The organism is Microbacterium aureliae, assembly GCF_054780155.1.
The window spans coordinates 242,323-258,226 of the sequence record NZ_BAAGWW010000002.1; the positions used below are offsets into that span (position 1 = coordinate 242,323).

A 15,904-nucleotide genomic window follows, 5' to 3' on the forward strand; every position below is an offset into this window, starting at 1 on the left:
TCAGTCCACGAGGTCGTGGCGCACGATCACGGCGTCGCGGGCGGGGCCCACGCCGATGACCGAGATGCGGGTGCCGCTGAGCTTCTCGAGCGCGAGGACGTAGTCCTGCGCGGCCGCCGGCAGGTCCTCGAAGGTGCGTGCACCCGAGATGTCCTCGCTCCACCCGGAGAAGTTCTCGAGGATCGGGGTGGCGTGGTGGAAGTCGGTCTGGTTGACCGGCACCTCGTCGAACCGCGTGCCCTCGACGTCGTAGGCGACGCACACCGGGATCTGCTCGAGGCCGGTGAGGATGTCGAGCTTCGTCAGCACCAGGTCGGTGATGCCGTTGATGCGGGTGGCGTAGCGCGTAATGGGGGCGTCGTACCAGCCGACGCGGCGCGGCCGGCCGGTCGTGGTGCCGAACTCGAAGCCCCGCGAGCGCAGCCACTCTCCCTTCTCGTCGAAGAGCTCGGTCGGGAAGGGGCCCGAGCCGACCCGCGTGGTGTAGGCCTTCACGATCCCGACGATGCGGTCCAGACGGTTCGGGCCGACGCCCGAGCCGGTCGACGCGCCGCCGGCGGTCGCCGACGAGGACGTGACGAACGGGTAGGTGCCGTGGTCGACGTCGAGCATCGTGGCCTGACCGCCCTCGAACACCACGACGTCGCCGTTGTCGAGCGCCTCGGTCAGCAGCAGGCCGGTGTCGGTGACCATCGGCCGCAGCCGCTCGGCGTACGACAGCAGGTCGTCGACGATCTCGTCGCACGTGATGGAGCGGCGGTTGAAGACCTTCACCAGCAGGTGGTTCTTCTGCTCGAGGGCGCCGTCGACCTTCTGACGCAGGATGTTCTCGTCGAACAGGTCCTGCACCCGGATGCCGACACGGTTTATCTTGTCGGCATACGCCGGGCCGATGCCGCGGCCGGTCGTGCCGATCTGCCGCTTGCCCAGGAAGCGCTCGGTGACCTTGTCGAGGGTGCGGTGGTACTGCGTGATGATGTGGGCGTTGGCGCTCACGCGCAGGCGGGAGGTGTCCACCCCGCGGGCGTTGAGGGCCTCGAGCTCGGCGAAGAGGACCTCGAGGTCGATCACGACGCCGTTGCCGATGACGGCGTTGACGCCCGGCGAGAGGATGCCCGAGGGCAGCAGGTGAAGGGCGTACTTCTCGTCGCCGATCACGACGGTGTGGCCGGCGTTGTTGCCGCCGTTGAACTTCACGACCCAGTCGGTGCGGTCGCCGAGCAGGTCGGTGGCCTTGCCCTTGCCCTCGTCTCCCCACTGGACGCCGACGATCACGATGCCTGGCATGGCTCTCCCCCGTTTATCGGACGGTTACACCCCATCCTATCGATGCCGTCCCGCGGCCCCGCGGATCAGCGCTCCTGGTGCTCGTGGTGCTCGCCCTCAGAGGGCTCCCGCTCGTGCTCGTGCTCGCTCTCGGCGGGTTCCACGACGACCTCGGCGGTCACCGGCTCGACGCCGTCGTCGACGACGTACACCGGCTCGTCCTCGACCGGCTCGGCGTCGTCCCCTGCCGACGCGTCGGGCTCGACCTCGTCGGGCTCGCGTTCGGCCCATTCGTCGTCGGCCGATGGAGGCTGCGGCAGCTCGTCCTCGACCGGCTCGTCCTCGACCGGCTCGCCCTCGACCGGCTCGTCCTCGACCGGCTCGCCCTCGACGTGCTCGCCCTCGACGTGCTCGCCCCCGATCGGCTCACCCTCGACGTGCTCGCCCCCGACGTGCTCGCCCCCGATCGGCTCACCCTCGCCCGGCTCGTCCTCGGGCTCCCCCTGCTCCGCCGCCTCGGCGTCTGCCGCCTCGGGGGCCGGGCCGGCCAGCCGCACCAGGTCGGGCACCTCCCAGCGCCCTTCGAGGAACTCCGGCCGCGGGCGATACAGCCGCAGCAGGTAGTTCCACCCCTCGGGCACCGGGATGTCGTTCGGCCCGGTCGCCTCGCCGGCCGGCGTGAAGCGGACGGTGATCGCACCGTCCTCGTCCGGCACGCCGGTGATGCTGTTGACGCTGTACCGGCCCTCGTCGTTGGGCACGAAGTGCCCCCGCGCGTCGTACACCGACACCGACCAGAACGCGTCGACGGGGACGTCGCGCATCGTCAGCTCGTAGTGCCCCACCGGCAGCCCCGGAGAGACGCCCAGGTAGGACGCCTCGCTCAGGGGCAGGCCGCCCCAGCCGGCCGCCGTGCCGATGAGGTGCCGCACCGGGTCGACCTCGTCGGGGCCGCCGAACGTCCGGTCGAAGGCGCGCAGGCCGGCCGCGAGGTTCAGCAGGGCCTGGCGGGTGGCATCCAGCGACGCCGTGTCGTACTCCGGCGCCTCGAAGGGCTCGGTGGACTCGGCCTCGAGTTCGAACTGGTCCTGCAGGGCGTTGACCTCGGCGACGTCCGCCGGGTCCGAGGCGTCGACGAGGGTGCGCACGGCCACCAGCACGTAGCGCGATCCGGGGGCGATCTCTGCCAGGTCGTACCGGCCGGGTTCGTGCAGCACCGCGCGCACGTAGTGCTCGCCGTCCACGATCATGACGGACACGTAGCGGTCGCCGTGCTCGGGGATCGTCAGGGCGGCAGTCCCCGCCAGATCGACGATGGCGAAGCTGTAGAGGGTGTCGCGATTGAGCCGGACCACCGTCTGCTCGTCGATCGCGGCGGGCTCACGGTTGTGCCGGAACACCCCCACGCCGCCGGCATCCCGCTGAATGTCGCCGAACATGCGCTCGGTCTCGGCGCGCACGAAGTTGTCGGCGTTGACGTGAAGTGCCATAGACACACTTTTCCACATATGCCGTGCAGAGGACCTCTCCCCGCGCGGGCTCCGTCACAGACGACGGATGCCGCTCACTAAACTGGACGCCATGTCGAAGGTCCTCCAGTCCCTGCCCGTCGGCGAGCGCGTCGGCATCGCCTTCTCGGGGGGTCTTGACACCTCCGTCGCGGTGGCGTGGATGCGCGACAAGGGCGCGGTCCCCTGCACGTACACCGGCGACCTCGGCCAGCCGGACGAGGACGACATCGAGGCGATCCCCGGCCGGGCGCTCGAGTACGGCGCCGAGGTGTCGCGGCTCATCGACTGCAAGACCGCGCTCGTCGAAGAGGGCTTCGGCGCCCTGGCGTGCGGCGCGTTCCACATCCGCTCCGGCGGTCGCACCTACTTCAACACCACGCCGATCGGCCGTGCCGTCACGGGCACCCTCCTCGTCCGCGCCATGAAGGAGGACGGCGTCGACATCTGGGGCGACGGCTCGACCTACAAGGGCAACGACATCGAGCGGTTCTACCGCTACGGCCTGCTGGCCAACCCCGCCCTGCGCATCTACAAGCCGTGGCTCGACGCCGACTTCGTCTCGGAGCTCGGCGGCCGGCAGGAGATGAGCGAGTGGCTGGTCGCCCACGGCTTCCCGTATCGCGACTCGGCCGAGAAGGCCTACTCCACCGACGCGAACATCTGGGGCGCCACCCACGAGGCGAAGACTCTCGAGCACCTCGACGTCTCGCTCGAGACGGTGGAGCCGATCATGGGCGTCCGCTTCTGGGATCCCGCCGTCGAGATCGCCGCCGAGGACGTCTCGGTGACGTTCGAAGCCGGACGCCCGGTCGCCCTCAACGGCGTGGAGTACTCCGACCCGGTGCAGCTGGTGTTCGAGGCCAACCGCATCGGCGGCCGGCACGGTCTGGGCATGAGCGACCAGATCGAGAACCGCATCATCGAGGCCAAGTCCCGCGGGATCTACGAGGCGCCGGGCATGGCGCTGCTCTTCATCGCGTACGAGCGCCTGGTCAACGGCATCCTGAACGAGGACACCCTCGCGACCTATCACGAGCAGGGCCGGCGGCTCGGGCGCCTGATGTACGAGGGACGCTGGCTCGAGCCGCAGTCGCTCATGCTGCGCGAGTCGATCCAGAAGTGGGTCGGCTCGACGATCAGCGGCACCGTGACCCTGCGCCTGCGCCGCGGCGAGGACTACACGATCCTCGACACGACCGCCCCGGGGCTGTCGTACGCCCCCGAGAAGCTCTCGATGGAGCGGGTCGGGGATGCCGCCTTCGGGCCCGTCGACCGGATCGGCCAGCTGACGATGCGCAACCTCGACATCGCCGACTCGCGCGCACGCCTGGAGCACTACGCCGCAGCGGGCATCATCGGCGGGGCGACCGCCGAGCTCGTGGGCACGCTCGAAAGCGGCGGAGCGGGCGAGATCACCGAGCGGGTCGAGGGCTACGACGAAACACTCGCAGACGCGACGGATGCAGCGAACGAGGCGTCGGCGTTCGATCTCGGCACCGACTGACCGTACGGCCGGATCAGCCGCCCGCGGCGGGCGGCGTCTGCTGGGACCCGGCCAGCTCGTCGACGACCAGGTCGGTCGCGTCGAACGTTCCGTTGCGGTAGGCCTGGCGCCCGACCATGTGCGCCGACAGCGGAGCCGTCGCCAGCTGGATGAGCATCACCGGCATGAGGAACGCCACGACCGCCCAGCTCTCGAGCGACAGCGCGACGGCCACGCAGATCAGGAGCAGCCCCAGCACCTGCGGCTTCGTGGCGGCGTGGAGCCGGGTCGTCACGTCGCGGAATCGCAGCAGTCCGATCGCGGCGGTGAGGCACAGCAGCGACCCCGCGAGGATCAGGACCAGCGCGACGATGTCGAGGATCTCGCTCATGAGTCCGGCGTGTCCCTTCTGGCGACGAAGCGGGCGATCGCGATCGACCCGAAGACGCCGACGGCGGCGATGACGAGCATGGCCGGCAGTGAGCGGGTGTGGTTGTTGATGGCCATCTCGGCACCCAGCAGGCACACGACCTCGGTGAGCAGGACGTCGCTGGCGACGGCCCGGTCCAGGATCGACGGCCCGACGACGATCCGCCACAGGGTGAGCAGCGCGGCCACGGCGAAGACGACGTAGGCGATGACGAGGAGCGCGGTCACTTGGCCTCCCTCCCCTGCTGCGGAGCGTCGATCTTCGCCCGGCGGATGATCTCGAGCTGCTCGGCCGATCCCACTGCGCGCACGATGCGGGCCTCCCACCCCTGGACGGACCTCCGGTGCAGCTCGGCGTCCTTAGGGTCGTCGACGCCCAGAACGTGCAGATACAGGATGCGGCGATCACGGTCGGTCTCGACGACGAACGAACCGGGGATCAGCGACGCGGTGATCGCGGTGTGCGTCATGATGAGGTCGTCGTCGGTGCGCAGCGGCACCGCCACGATCGCCGTTCCCGGGTACCGGCGCGGGTCGATGACCTGCCACGCGACGATGAGGGATCCGCGAACGAGCGCGGCGAGGAACGTCACGACGAAGATCAGCCCGTACCAGAGGTTGAGCCGGCCCGACAGCTCCACCGGCGGCAGGCGGAAAGACCGCGTGACGACGACGGCGGCGACGACGCCGGTGACGAAGGCGAGCAGCGTGAACTGACCCCACAGCAGCATCCACAGCGCCACCAGCCACACGAAGAACGGAAGCTGCCGCCAGACGTGGCGGAGGGTGCCGCGCCAGCCCGGCTGCGCGGTGGCGTCGTCGGGAGCGGTCACGGCGCCTCCTCGCTCTTCTCGTCGCCGCCGGTGCTGATCTGGTGCTGCTGCTCGAGCTGCTCGATGGTCACCGGCTGCAGCAGGGCGTCGCCGATGCGCGTGCAGATGTCGTAGAGCGGGCCGGCGAACACCGTCAGGGCGACGGTGAAGCCGACCATCCCGGCCGTCGCAGCGGTCATGACCCTGGGGGTGGTGCGCCGCGCGGTCTCGACCGCGGCGTCCGGGCTCGCGCCGAGGTACGAGATGCGCGCCTCGGTCTCGGCGGAATCGTCCTCTTCGCGCCAGAACGACAGGTTCCAGGCCCGCATCAGCGCATAGAGGGTCAGCAGACTCGTCACGATGCCCGCCACGATGAGCACGATCATGAGCGGCGTGCCCACCTGGGCCGCCGCGTCGAACATGGCGAACTTGCCGATGAAGCCCGAGAAGGGCGGAAGGCCCCCCAGGTTCACCGCCGGGATGAAGTACAGCACCGCGATCACCGGCGCCGCCCGCATGAGGCCCTTGACCCGCAGGATCGAGGTCGATCCGGCCCGGCGCTCCACCAGGCCCACCGCGAGGAAGAGGGTGGTCTGCACGATGATGTGGTGGACCGTGTAGTAGATCGTCGCGCCGATCGCTGCGGGTGTCGCCACCGCGAGCCCGAAGATCATGTAGCCGATGTGGCTGACGAGCGTGAACGACAGGATGCGTTTGAGCTCCGCCTGCGCGAGCGCGCCCAGGACTCCCACCACCATGGTGGCGAGAGCGGCGACGAGCAGCAGGACGTTGACGTCGTTGTCGAGGAAGAGCTCGGTCTCGGTGCGGATGATCGCGTACACGCCGACCTTGGTCAGCAGGCCCGCGAACACCGCGGTGACCGGCGCCGGCGCGGTCGGGTAGCTGTCGGGCAGCCAGAAGGACAGCGGGAAGATGGCGGCCTTGATCGCGAATGCCAGCAGCAGCATGAGGTGCAGCACCAGCTGGGTCTCTTGCGGCAGATCGCCCATCCGCTCCGAGATCTGGACGATGTTCACGGTGCCCAGGGCGCTGTAGATCATCGCGATCGCCGACAGGAAGAGGATCGAGGACACCAGCGAGACCACGACGTAGACGACGCCCGTGCGGATGCGGGACTCGGTCGATCCGAGGGTGATGAGGACGTAGGAGGCCACGAGCAGGATCTCGAAACCGACGTACAGGTTGAACAGGTCGCCGGCGATGAAGGCGTTGAAGATGCCGGCGGCCAGGATCAGGTACGAGGGGTGGAAGATCGACACCGGGGTGTCGTCGTCGTTGTCGGCGGCGCCCTGGCCCACCGAGAAGAGCAGGACGGCGAGCAGCACGACACTCGAGACCATGACCAGCAGCGCCGCCAGCCGGTCGACGTACAGGATGATCCCGGTCGGGATCGGCCAGCCGCCCACCGACACCGCGATGGCCTCGTTCCCGACGTCCACGACGACGAGCAGCGTGGCGGCGATGATGCACACGAGCGTCAGGGTGATGACCGAGACGGCCACCTGCGTGCGGCGGTGGCGCCCGGCGATGAGGGCGATGGCGGCGCCGAGAAGCGGCAGGGTCACCAGCAGCGGGACGAGCGCGGGGGCGATGGCGGTCATCTCTCCCCCTCGTCGTCGCGCTGGTCGGTGGGGGCGTCGTCGCGGATCGCCGCGAGGTCCCGGCTGCCGAGGATCGTGATCGGCGCGGTCGAGATGTCGACGAAGTCGCTGGTGGCGTCGTCGTCCTCGTCCGAGATGGCGTCCACGATGGAGTCCTCGGCGTGGGCGCCGCGCTCGCGGACGGCGATGTCGGCCTCGTCGTCGGTGACGGTGTCGGCCTGGCCGAGCTGCCACGACCGGTAGATGAGGGCGAGGAGGAAGGCCGAGATGGCGAAGGTGATCACGATCGCCGTCAGGGTCAGCGCCTGCGGCAGCGGGTCGGACATCTCGGCCGGGTCGCCCGCACCGTAGAACGGAGCGATCCCCGGCGCGCCCATCGAGATCAGCAGCAGCAGGTTCGCCGCGTTCCCCAGCAGCAGGAATCCGATGAGCACGCGCGTCAGGCTCCGCTCGAGCATGGCGTACACACCGCATGCGAAGAGCACCGCCATCACGGCGATGAGGACGAGCGAGACGGGCATCAGGCGCTCACCCCCGGCATCCGCTGCTCTGCCGCCTGCCGGTCGACCTCGGCGCCGAGGCTGCGCAGGACGTCGAGCACCAGGCCGATGACCACGAGGTACACCCCGATGTCGAACAGCGTCGTGGTGACGAACTCGATGTGGCCGATGACAGGCGCCTCGAGCTCGAAGAACCAGCTGGTCAGCGGCGCGACGCCGAAGAACAGCGGCACGATGGCGCAGCCGACGGCGATCGTCATGCCGATCCCCAGCAGGCGGCCGGCGTCGGTCGGCGCGGCCACCCCCAGCTCGTAGCGGCCGCCGGCGACGTACCGCATCACGAGCGCCATACCGGCCACCAGTCCCCCGGCGAAGCCGCCGCCGGGCAGGTTGTGCCCGGCGAACAGCAGGTACAGCGAGACGACGATGATCATGTGGAAGAGGATCCGCACGATGACCTCGAGGATGATGGACCGGTTCTCGGGACGCACCCGCTGACCCCCCAGCAGCCACGCGGTGCGGGTGCTGCCGGACGCCTCGCCGCGCCGACGGGGGCCGGCCTCGGTCTCGACCAGCGGCCGGCGATCACGGCGGTCGCCGAGATCGATCGGTGCGGTCAACTGCGACAGCGTGTCGGCACGGTGGGTGATGAACACCAGCGAGGCGACGCCGGTCGCGGCGAGCACCAGCACCGAAAGCTCGCCCATGGTGTCCCACCCGCGGAGGTCGACCAGCGCGACGTTGACGGTGTTGCGACCGTGTCCGAGCTCGTACCCCAGGTCGGTGAAGTCCGTCGACACCGGCGGATGAACGCGCGCCGAGGTGGCGACAAGGGCGACGCCGGCCATCGTGAGGCCCACCGCCGCTCCCAGGATCGCCCGGCCGACCGGCCACACCGAGGAGTTGTGCTCTCCCAGCCGCGAGGGGATGCGGCGGAGCACCAGCGCGAAGGCGACCAGGGTCACTGTCTCGATCATGATCTGCGTGACGGCGAGGTCGGGGGCGCCGCTCGTGGCGAACAGCAGCACCATCCCCAGACCCGTCACCGACACCAGCACGACGCCGGTGTAGCGCTTGCGCGCGCGGACGGCGATCATGCCGGCGGCGATCATGATCGGGGCGGCGAGCAGCTGCATCGGCGACCAGAAGGTGTCGAGCGCGCTCGTGAGCTGGCCGCCCATCACCAGGGCGGTCCCCTCGGCGGCGACGAGGACGACGAAGATCGTGCCGACGTAGACCGGCAGGGATCCGCGCTGGGTGACCGTCGTGGTGGCCACCGACAGCCGGGCGACGCCGCGCAGCGCGAGGTTGTAGACGTCCGGCGCGGTGAAGGGCAGCCGGCGGCGGGAGAGATCCCGCCGCGCGGTGACGGCGAACAGCAGCGCGCCCACCACGAGGGTTCCGATCGAGATCCACAGCGCGGGCTCCCAGCCGTGCCACAGCGCGAGGTAGGCGGGATACTCCGGCGCGGGGACGCCCGGCGAGGAGTCCGGCGCGGCGTCGGCATAGCCTTGCAGGCCCATCCCGATCCACGGCGAGACGAGGCCGGCGACGACCCCGAGAAGCGCGAGCAGGGCGGGGACGGCGACGAACCCGAGGGTCGGCGCGGGCCACTCGGTCGCGGGGCGGGCCGCACCGTCGGCATCCCGCTTCGCCCAGAACGCGCCCCACACGAAGCGGATGCCGTAGGCCACGGTCAGCGCGGACCCCGCCGACACCCCCACCAGGGCGACCCACGCCCACGCCGATCCGCCGACCGCCTCGTCGATGAGCGCCGCGAGCGCGCCCTCTTTCGCCACGAAGCCGAGCGTGGGGATGATCCCCGCCATCGAGGCGACCGCGAGCGCCGCCGCCGTCGCCATGACCGGTGTGCGCCGGCCCAGACCGCTGAGCTCACGCAGGTCGCGGGTCGAGACCTGGTGGTCGATGATGCCGACGATGAGGAAGAGGGCCGACTTGAACAGCGCGTGGCCGATGAGGAGCGCGAGTCCCGCGAGCGCGGCGTCGCGCGTGCCGTAGCCGAGGACGACCGTCAGGAAGCCCAGCTGGCTGACCGTGCCGAAGGCGAGCAGGCGCTTGAGGTCGGTCTCGCGCAGGGCCTGGAAGCCGCCGAGGAGCATCGTGAAGACGCCCAGGGCGATCACGATCGGCCGCCACGACGGCGCCAGGGCGAACACCGGCGCGAGCCGCGCGATGAGGTAGACGCCGGCCTTCACCATCGCCGCGGCGTGCAGGTAGGCGCTCACGGGCGTGGGCGCCGTCATCGCGCCCGGCAGCCAGAAGTGGAACGGGAAGATCGCGGACTTGCTGAGCGCGCCGACGAGCAGCAGGACGAGGGCGGCGTTGACGACGGCGCCGGTCGGCGCCTCGGCGAGGATCGTCGAGATGCTCGAGGTGCCGGACTCGACCACGAGCAGCACCACGCCGATGAGCATCACGAGGCCGCCGAGGGTCGTCACCAGCAGCGCCTGCAGCGCGGCGCGGCGGCTCGCGGCGCGGCGGTTGTAGTACCCGATCAGCAGGTAGGACAGGACGCTGGTCATCTCCCAGAACATCACCAGCACGACCAGATCGTCGGTGAGGACGAGCCCGTACATGGCACCGGCGAACGCGAGCAGCACCGCCGAGAACTGGCCGAGCCCCTCACCGCCGTCGGCGAAGTACCACCGGCAGTAGAGCAGGACGAGGGCGCCGACGCCCGTGACGATGAGCGTCATCACCCACGAGAGCACGTCCATGCGCATCGACAGTTCGATGCCGAGCGGCGGGATCCAGTCGAATGCCTCGAATGGAATGTTTCCGGCGAGAACCAGGGGCGACAGCGCGACCGTGTGGACGAACGCGGCGGCCGGCAGGAGCGCGGCGATCGCGAAGGCCCACGAGCCGACGCGCCTCACGAGCCACGGCAGCAGGAGCGGGAGGATTCCGAACGCGCCGAGGACGAGGAGCATGCGGCCTCCTCGGGAGTCGTCGGCGCGGGTACGCGGCTCGGGCGATAGGTCGTGTGGCGCCCAGTCTAGCGGGCGGGAGGCGGCCCGGCGGCGGGCGGAGCGGTCGTATTTCCCTCACGGAACATGCAGGTGAACGAGATCGACGCCGCGTCGTGCCCGTCGAGCATGGCCGCGACGATCCGCCCCGCCGCGCGGCCCTTGTCGGTCGCGGGCTGGACGAGGGTCGTGAGCTCGTACGGCGCGAGCCCGTCGACGACGATGCCGTCGAAGCCGGTCACGCTGACGTCCTCGGGGACGCGGAGTCCGAGCTCCTCGGCCGCACGGATGACCCCGGCCGCCAGCAGGTCGCTCTGCGCGATGACCGCGGTCGGGCGCTCATCTGGATCCGGCTCGCCGAGCACGATGCGACCGGCGGCGAGCCCCTCGTCGATGAAGCTGCCGGCGGCGGCGTAGGCGCGCGCGTCCGGGAAGACGTCGCGGGCGCCGGCCAGCCGCTCGCGTGTCACGTCGATCGTCACGTCCGCGTCGTCGGGCAGCCATCCCGCCTGCCAGCCCGAACGCGCCGGCAGCGCGACGACCGCGACGCGCGAGTGCCCGAGCGAGCGCAGGTGGCTGGCCGCCTGACGCTGGGCCTCGCGGTTGTCCAGCACGATCCGCGGGACGTCTCCCCCGGCATCCCCCTCGAGGACCACGACCGGGATGCCGCGAGCCTTGACGGTGTCGAGGGACTCGCGCAGCAGCCCGCTGCATCCGACGAGCACGGCGGCGTCGATGGGTGCGGTCATGAGCGTGGGCCCGGTGCCGACCGGGTCGTGGTCGCGCAGCAGCAGCAGGCCCGCCCCCACGGGGGTCATCGCGTCGGCCAGGCCGTCCATCATGAGGGTCTTCACCGGGTCCAGGAACACCGTGCCGAGGTGCTCCTCGAACACGACGCCGACGATGCCGGAGCGTCCGGTCCGCAGTGACGCCGCGCGCGGGTCGGGGCCGGTGTAGCCGAGCTCCTCGGCCGCCTGGCGGACGCGGCTGCGGGTGGCCTCGGACACGGGGGTCTTGCCGCTGAAGACCACGGATGCCGTCGACGGCGAGACGCCGGCGCGACGTGCGACGTCGGCAATGGTGGCTCGGCGGCTGGTGCCCATGCGGGGATGCTAGCCCGCCGGCATCCGTTTATCGAATCGATTCGGCGGCCGAAACGATTCGATGTACCCTGACGGCATGGAACTGGAACTGATGAGGTCGCAGCTCGTGCGCTGGCGCACGGCCGTGTTCGCGATCTTCCTCGCGAGCGGACTCAGCATCGCGACCTGGGCCTCTCGCGTGCCCGCGATCAAGATCTCGCTCGGCGTCGACAACATCCAGATCGGGCTGATGCTGCTCGGCGCGGGGATCGCATCGATCGCCGGGCTGTCGTTGGCCAACGTCATCCTCGCCCGCTTCGGCGCGCGAGCCGGCATGCGGGCGTCGATGATCGTCTTCGCCGCCGGCGTCGCCCTCATCGGCGTCGGGACCGACGTCGCGCAGTCGTTCGTCGTCGTCGTCCTGGGTCTGGTGCTGTTCGGCCTCGGCAACGGCGCCGTCGACGTCATGATGAACGTCGAGGGCGCGGCGATCGAGAAGCAGTCGGGCAAGACGATCCTGCCGCTGTTCCACGCCTTCTTCAGCTTCGGCACCGTCATCGGCGCGGGGATCGGGGCCATCGCCGCCGGCTGGGACGTCGACGTCCTCGCGCACACCGCCGTGATGGCCGTCGCGATCGCGGTCATCGCGTTCGTCGCGCACGCCAACGTCCCCGAGCGGGAGTTCACCGGCGACACCGCCGCCACCGGCGACGCCCCCCACTGGCGCGAGCGCCTGCACATCGCCCTGTCGGCCTGGCGCGAACCGCGCACGTACGCGCTCGGCGTCATCATGCTGGGCATGGCCTTCGCCGAAGGCGGGGCGAACGACTGGCTCGCCCTCGGGATGGTCGAGGGCCACGGCGCCGACCAGGCGGTGGGGGCGCTGGGCCTCACCGTGTTCTCGGTGAGCATGACCGTCGTGCGCGTGTTCGGCGGGCCGCTCGTCGACCGTTTCGGACGCGTGGCGACCCTGCGCGTGCTGTCGGCGGCCTCGGCGGCCGGGCTGCTGCTGTTCATCCTCGCGCCGAGCCTTCCGCTGGTCTTCGTCGGCGCGGCGCTGTGGGGCGCGGGGACCTCGCTCGGCTTCCCGCTCGGGATGTCGGCCGCGGCGGACGACCCGGCCAAGGCGGCCGCCCGCGTGAGCGCGGCGGCGACGATCGGGTACATCTCGTTCCTGTGCGGTCCGCCCATCCTGGGCTTCATCAGCGAGCAGATCGGGCTGCTGAACACCCTCTACGTCCTGGTCGGTCTCGCGATCGCGTCGGGCCTGGCGTCGTCGGCCGCCCGCCCCCTCGCGGGCTCGACGGTCGGCGCCGGCCGCCCCTGACCTCCCGCCCGCCGCCCCGCCGGCATCCCCCCTCGCCTTTCACTTCGCCGCCCCCACCCCCGACCTCCCATCCTCACCAGATCACGTGATGCGTACGAGATCACCCGCTGTTGACGGCGAATACCGGGTGATCTCGTGCAGATCACGTGATCTGGTGGCAATGGAACGAGGGGAGGGCGGGGGAGCGGGCGGGCTAGGCTCTTCGGGTGCGTCTCGTCATCGCCCGCTGCTCGGTCGACTACACCGGCCGTCTCACCGCGCACCTTCCGCTCGCGACGCGGCTGCTCGTCCACAAGGGCGACGGCAGCCTGCTGGTGCACTCCGACGGCGGCTCGTACAAGCCGCTGAACTGGATGAGTCCGCCCTGCCGGCTCGACGTCGAGATCCCGGATGCCGAGTCCGCCGCCGCGGGAGTCCTCGAGCACTGGCGGGTCACCCATGCCAAGACCGGCGACGCGCTGCTCGTGCGCATCTACGAGGTGCTGCACGACACCTCCCACGAACTCGGCGTGGACCCGGGACTGCAGAAGGACGGGGTCGAGGCCGATCTGCAGCGGCTGCTCGCCGAGCAGGTCGATGTCATCGGCGACGGCCTGACGCTCGTGCGGCGGGAGTTCCCGACGGCGATCGGTCCCGTCGACCTGCTGCTGCGCGACGAGACCGGCGGCACGATCGCCGTCGAGGTCAAGCGCCGCGGCGACATCGACGGCGTCGAGCAGCTCACCCGCTACCTCGAGCTGCTCGGCCGCGACCCGCACCTGGCGCCGGTCACCGGCGTCTTCGCCGCGCAGGAGATCAAGCCGCAGGCGAAGGTGCTGGCCGCCGATCGCGGCATCCGCTGCGTGACCCTCGACTACGAGGGCATGAAGGGGATCGAGTCGGGCGCACCGCGGCTGTTCTGAGCGCGTGGCCGGGTAGCGTAAGGGCATGCCGATGCGCTCGCCCTGGACCTGCATCCTGTGGGATGTCGATGGAACGGTGGTCGATGCCTCCGACGGCATCCTTCGGCGCCTGACGGTCACCCTCGAGCACTTCGGCAAGCCACGTCCGACGCGCGAGGAGCTCGTGCACTGGATCGGCCCGCCGATGTTCGAATCGTTCCAGGACAACGTGGGCATGACCCCCGACGAATCGGCCGAGGCGGTCCGGTTCTACCGGACGCTCGGCAAGGCGGACGGCTACACCACCGGCGCGCGCCTGTTCGACGGCATCGGCGAACTGATCACGGATCTCGCCGCCGCCGGCATCCCCCAGGCGACGGCGAGCTCGAAGCCCGAGATCCAGGTCGCGGCCCTGATGGACCACTTCGACCTGTCGCCGGCGCTGACGGCGATCGTCGGGGCGACGTCGGACGAGCGGACGCTCAGCGCGAAGGCCGACATCGTCGAAGAGGCCCTGCGCCGGCTCGAGGCCGCGGGGGTCGACACGTCGCGGCCGGTGCTCGTCGGCGACCGCCACCACGACGTCGAGGGCGGCGCTGTCCACGGCGTCCCGGTCGTCTTCGTCCGCTGGGGCTTCAGCTGGCCGCACGAGGCAGACGGCGCCCAGGCGGCCGTGGACACGGTCGACCAGCTGCGGGCCCTGTTGATGTTCGAGGATGCCGGTGACTGAGACCGCCGGCGGCGATCTGCTCGGCTGGCTCATCCCCGCCGTCGTCGTCTTCGGGGGAACGGCCCTCGCCGTCCTCATCCTCGTGTGGGCGGTCCGGCGCGCGCGACGCTCGGCACGCGCGCGAGCCCACGCCGACCGCATCCGCTCCACCGCCGGAGCCGAGCTCGTCCGGCTCGACGACGCCGTCACCGAGCTCGACCTCGAGGTCGGACTGTCCGGCGCCCTCTACGGCGGCACCGCACCGGCATCCCTCCGCCGCGCCCGGCTGACCGCGCAGCACGTCCGCGACGAGTCCTTCGCGGAGTACGCCGCGCTGGGCGAGACCGGACTCCTGCCCGCCGACGTCCGACGGGGCTCGGCCCGCATCGAGCGACGCGTGCGGCAGGCCCTCGCCGGCATCGCGGCCGCGCGGCAGGAGCACGCCGACTGGGTGAGCGCTAATGTCTCGGCCGCGCAGCAGGTCGCCGCCGCCGGTGAGCGCCTGGCGCACCTGCGGGCCGAAATGGGCGACCCGGCCGCCCTCATCGCGGATCTGTCGGCCCGCTTCGACGAACGCGAGTGGGCGGATGCCGCTCGCTCGGCGCGTGCGGCCGTGGACGAGGCCGCGACCGCCGAGCGCATGCTCGAGGTCGCGCGCACTCATGCCGCCGACCCCACGCGGTCGGTGCTGGCCGAGCTCGCCGAAGCGCAGCGCGCGCTTCGCCAGGCGGAGTCCGACGCGCGGACCCTCGAGGAGTCCCACCGGCTGGTGGTGCAGGCGGCGCAGGCGCTGGACGGGGAATTCGCCGCCGCGCGCGCTGCACTGCGACAGGCCACCGTCGTGCGCTCGCACGTGCCGCCGGCGCAGGCCGACCGTCTAGGCGACGAGGTGCGCCGCCTGAGCGCCGAGCTGGATGAGCTCGAGCCGACGGCGGCTCGCAGGCCCACGCACGCCATCGATCGGATCGCCCGCGTGCGGGATGGCCTGGACATGGCGCTCGGCGACGCCAGCACGGCGCAGCAGCGTCTTCGCGGGGCGCGCACCGCTCTGCCGGGAACGCTCGCCTCGGCGCGGGCGGCGGTGGCACGCGCCGAGGCGGCCATCACTCACGCCCGTGCCGGCGCCGAAGCTCGCTCGCGACTGCTCTCGGCCGAGGGAGAGCTGGCGGCCGCGCGTCAGGCCCAGGACCCCGTCGAGGCCCTCGACGCCGCGCGCCGCGCGCTGCGCGATGCCGAGGACGCCAAGGCCCTCGCGGACTTCAGCGCCCTGCGCCCCGGGCAAGCCGGGGACTGAC

Annotated in this window: 14 protein-coding genes; 5 read left to right on the forward strand and 9 right to left on the reverse strand. The window is 71.1% G+C overall.

Annotated features, from left to right (window positions below; all coding sequences use genetic code 11):
• Positions 1-1,287, reverse strand: coding sequence for an adenylosuccinate synthase (locus ACYVF4_RS07120; protein WP_460721195.1), 1,287 nt, complete (start codon positions 1,285-1,287; stop codon positions 1-3).
• 65 nt (positions 1,288-1,352) lie between these two features.
• Positions 1,353-2,756: a DUF1214 domain-containing protein gene (locus ACYVF4_RS07125; RefSeq protein WP_460721196.1), complete on the reverse strand. Its 1,404-nt coding sequence runs from the start codon at positions 2,754-2,756 to the stop codon at positions 1,353-1,355.
• A 91-nt stretch (positions 2,757-2,847) separates the two neighbouring features.
• On the opposite strand from ACYVF4_RS07125, the gene argG reads away from it, so the two are divergent.
• Positions 2,848-4,281 carry an argininosuccinate synthase gene (gene argG / locus ACYVF4_RS07130; RefSeq protein WP_460721198.1) on the forward strand — a complete coding sequence of 478 codons (1,434 nt, stop codon included), beginning with the start codon at positions 2,848-2,850 and terminating at the stop codon, positions 4,279-4,281.
• Positions 4,282-4,294: 13 nt separating this feature from the next.
• Here argG and mnhG read toward each other — a convergent pair whose 3' ends face one another.
• The 7 genes from mnhG to ACYVF4_RS07165 all read right to left on the reverse strand — a co-directional run bounded on the left by mnhG (position 4,295) and on the right by ACYVF4_RS07165 (position 11,713).
• Complete coding sequence (gene mnhG, locus ACYVF4_RS07135; protein WP_460721200.1) at positions 4,295-4,651, reverse strand: monovalent cation/H(+) antiporter subunit G; 357 nt, start codon at positions 4,649-4,651, stop codon at positions 4,295-4,297.
• The gene (locus tag ACYVF4_RS07140; RefSeq protein ID WP_460721202.1) at positions 4,648-4,917 is read right to left on the reverse strand and encodes a monovalent cation/H+ antiporter complex subunit F; all 270 of its coding nucleotides are present in this window, start codon (positions 4,915-4,917) and stop codon (positions 4,648-4,650) included. The genes mnhG and ACYVF4_RS07140 overlap by 4 nt, the downstream gene beginning before the upstream one ends.
• Positions 4,914-5,522, reverse strand: a complete 609-nt coding sequence (locus ACYVF4_RS07145) for a Na+/H+ antiporter subunit E (RefSeq protein ID WP_460721204.1) — start codon at positions 5,520-5,522, stop codon at positions 4,914-4,916. The genes ACYVF4_RS07140 and ACYVF4_RS07145 overlap by 4 nt, the downstream gene beginning before the upstream one ends.
• Complete coding sequence (locus ACYVF4_RS07150; RefSeq protein WP_460721205.1) at positions 5,519-7,123, reverse strand: Na+/H+ antiporter subunit D; 1,605 nt, start codon at positions 7,121-7,123, stop codon at positions 5,519-5,521. Before ACYVF4_RS07150 ends, ACYVF4_RS07145 begins: the two co-directional genes overlap by 4 nt.
• Positions 7,120-7,644 carry a Na(+)/H(+) antiporter subunit C gene (locus ACYVF4_RS07155; RefSeq protein WP_460721207.1) on the reverse strand — a complete coding sequence of 175 codons (525 nt, stop codon included), beginning with the start codon at positions 7,642-7,644 and terminating at the stop codon, positions 7,120-7,122. The genes ACYVF4_RS07150 and ACYVF4_RS07155 overlap by 4 nt, the downstream gene beginning before the upstream one ends.
• Complete coding sequence (locus tag ACYVF4_RS07160; RefSeq protein ID WP_460721209.1) at positions 7,644-10,574, reverse strand: Na+/H+ antiporter subunit A; 2,931 nt, start codon at positions 10,572-10,574, stop codon at positions 7,644-7,646. The genes ACYVF4_RS07155 and ACYVF4_RS07160 overlap by 1 nt, the downstream gene beginning before the upstream one ends.
• Before the next feature lie 65 nt (positions 10,575-10,639).
• A complete protein-coding gene (locus ACYVF4_RS07165) occupies positions 10,640-11,713 on the reverse strand; it encodes a LacI family DNA-binding transcriptional regulator (protein WP_460721211.1) in 1,074 nt (357 codons plus the stop codon).
• A 76-nt stretch (positions 11,714-11,789) separates the two neighbouring features.
• On the opposite strand from ACYVF4_RS07165, the gene ACYVF4_RS07170 reads away from it, so the two are divergent.
• The 4 genes from ACYVF4_RS07170 (at position 11,790) to ACYVF4_RS07185 (ending at position 15,903) form a co-directional block, all read left to right on the forward strand.
• The gene (locus tag ACYVF4_RS07170; protein ID WP_460721213.1) at positions 11,790-13,019 is read left to right on the forward strand and encodes an MFS transporter; all 1,230 of its coding nucleotides are present in this window, start codon (positions 11,790-11,792) and stop codon (positions 13,017-13,019) included.
• 206 nt (positions 13,020-13,225) lie between these two features.
• Positions 13,226-13,921, forward strand: coding sequence for an endonuclease NucS (gene nucS / locus ACYVF4_RS07175; RefSeq protein ID WP_460721215.1), 696 nt, complete (start codon positions 13,226-13,228; stop codon positions 13,919-13,921).
• A 25-nt stretch (positions 13,922-13,946) separates the two neighbouring features.
• Positions 13,947-14,630 carry an HAD hydrolase-like protein gene (locus ACYVF4_RS07180; RefSeq protein WP_460721217.1) on the forward strand — a complete coding sequence of 228 codons (684 nt, stop codon included), beginning with the start codon at positions 13,947-13,949 and terminating at the stop codon, positions 14,628-14,630.
• Positions 14,617-15,903 carry a hypothetical protein gene (locus tag ACYVF4_RS07185; protein ID WP_460721219.1) on the forward strand — a complete coding sequence of 429 codons (1,287 nt, stop codon included), beginning with the start codon at positions 14,617-14,619 and terminating at the stop codon, positions 15,901-15,903. Before ACYVF4_RS07180 ends, ACYVF4_RS07185 begins: the two co-directional genes overlap by 14 nt.
• Position 15,904 lies beyond the last annotated feature (1 nt).

Excerpts from the sequence above, each read along its gene's own strand:
- ACYVF4_RS07180 (WP_460721217.1), top strand. The coding sequence starts at position 13,947 with ATGCCGATGCGCTCGCCCTGGACCTGCATCCTGTGGGATGTCGATGGA.
- ACYVF4_RS07125 (WP_460721196.1), bottom strand. The coding sequence starts at position 2,756 with ATGGCACTTCACGTCAACGCCGACAACTTCGTGCGCGCCGAGACCGAG.
- ACYVF4_RS07155 (WP_460721207.1), bottom strand. The coding sequence starts at position 7,644 with ATGCCCGTCTCGCTCGTCCTCATCGCCGTGATGGCGGTGCTCTTCGCA.
- argG (WP_460721198.1), top strand. The coding sequence starts at position 2,848 with ATGTCGAAGGTCCTCCAGTCCCTGCCCGTCGGCGAGCGCGTCGGCATC.
- mnhG (WP_460721200.1), bottom strand. The coding sequence starts at position 4,651 with ATGAGCGAGATCCTCGACATCGTCGCGCTGGTCCTGATCCTCGCGGGG.
- ACYVF4_RS07150 (WP_460721205.1), bottom strand. The coding sequence starts at position 7,123 with ATGACCGCCATCGCCCCCGCGCTCGTCCCGCTGCTGGTGACCCTGCCG.
- ACYVF4_RS07120 (WP_460721195.1), bottom strand. The coding sequence starts at position 1,287 with ATGCCAGGCATCGTGATCGTCGGCGTCCAGTGGGGAGACGAGGGCAAG.
- ACYVF4_RS07170 (WP_460721213.1), top strand. The coding sequence starts at position 11,790 with ATGGAACTGGAACTGATGAGGTCGCAGCTCGTGCGCTGGCGCACGGCC.
- ACYVF4_RS07185 (WP_460721219.1), top strand. The coding sequence starts at position 14,617 with ATGCCGGTGACTGAGACCGCCGGCGGCGATCTGCTCGGCTGGCTCATC.
- ACYVF4_RS07160 (WP_460721209.1), bottom strand. The coding sequence starts at position 10,574 with ATGCTCCTCGTCCTCGGCGCGTTCGGAATCCTCCCGCTCCTGCTGCCG.
- ACYVF4_RS07165 (WP_460721211.1), bottom strand. The coding sequence starts at position 11,713 with ATGGGCACCAGCCGCCGAGCCACCATTGCCGACGTCGCACGTCGCGCC.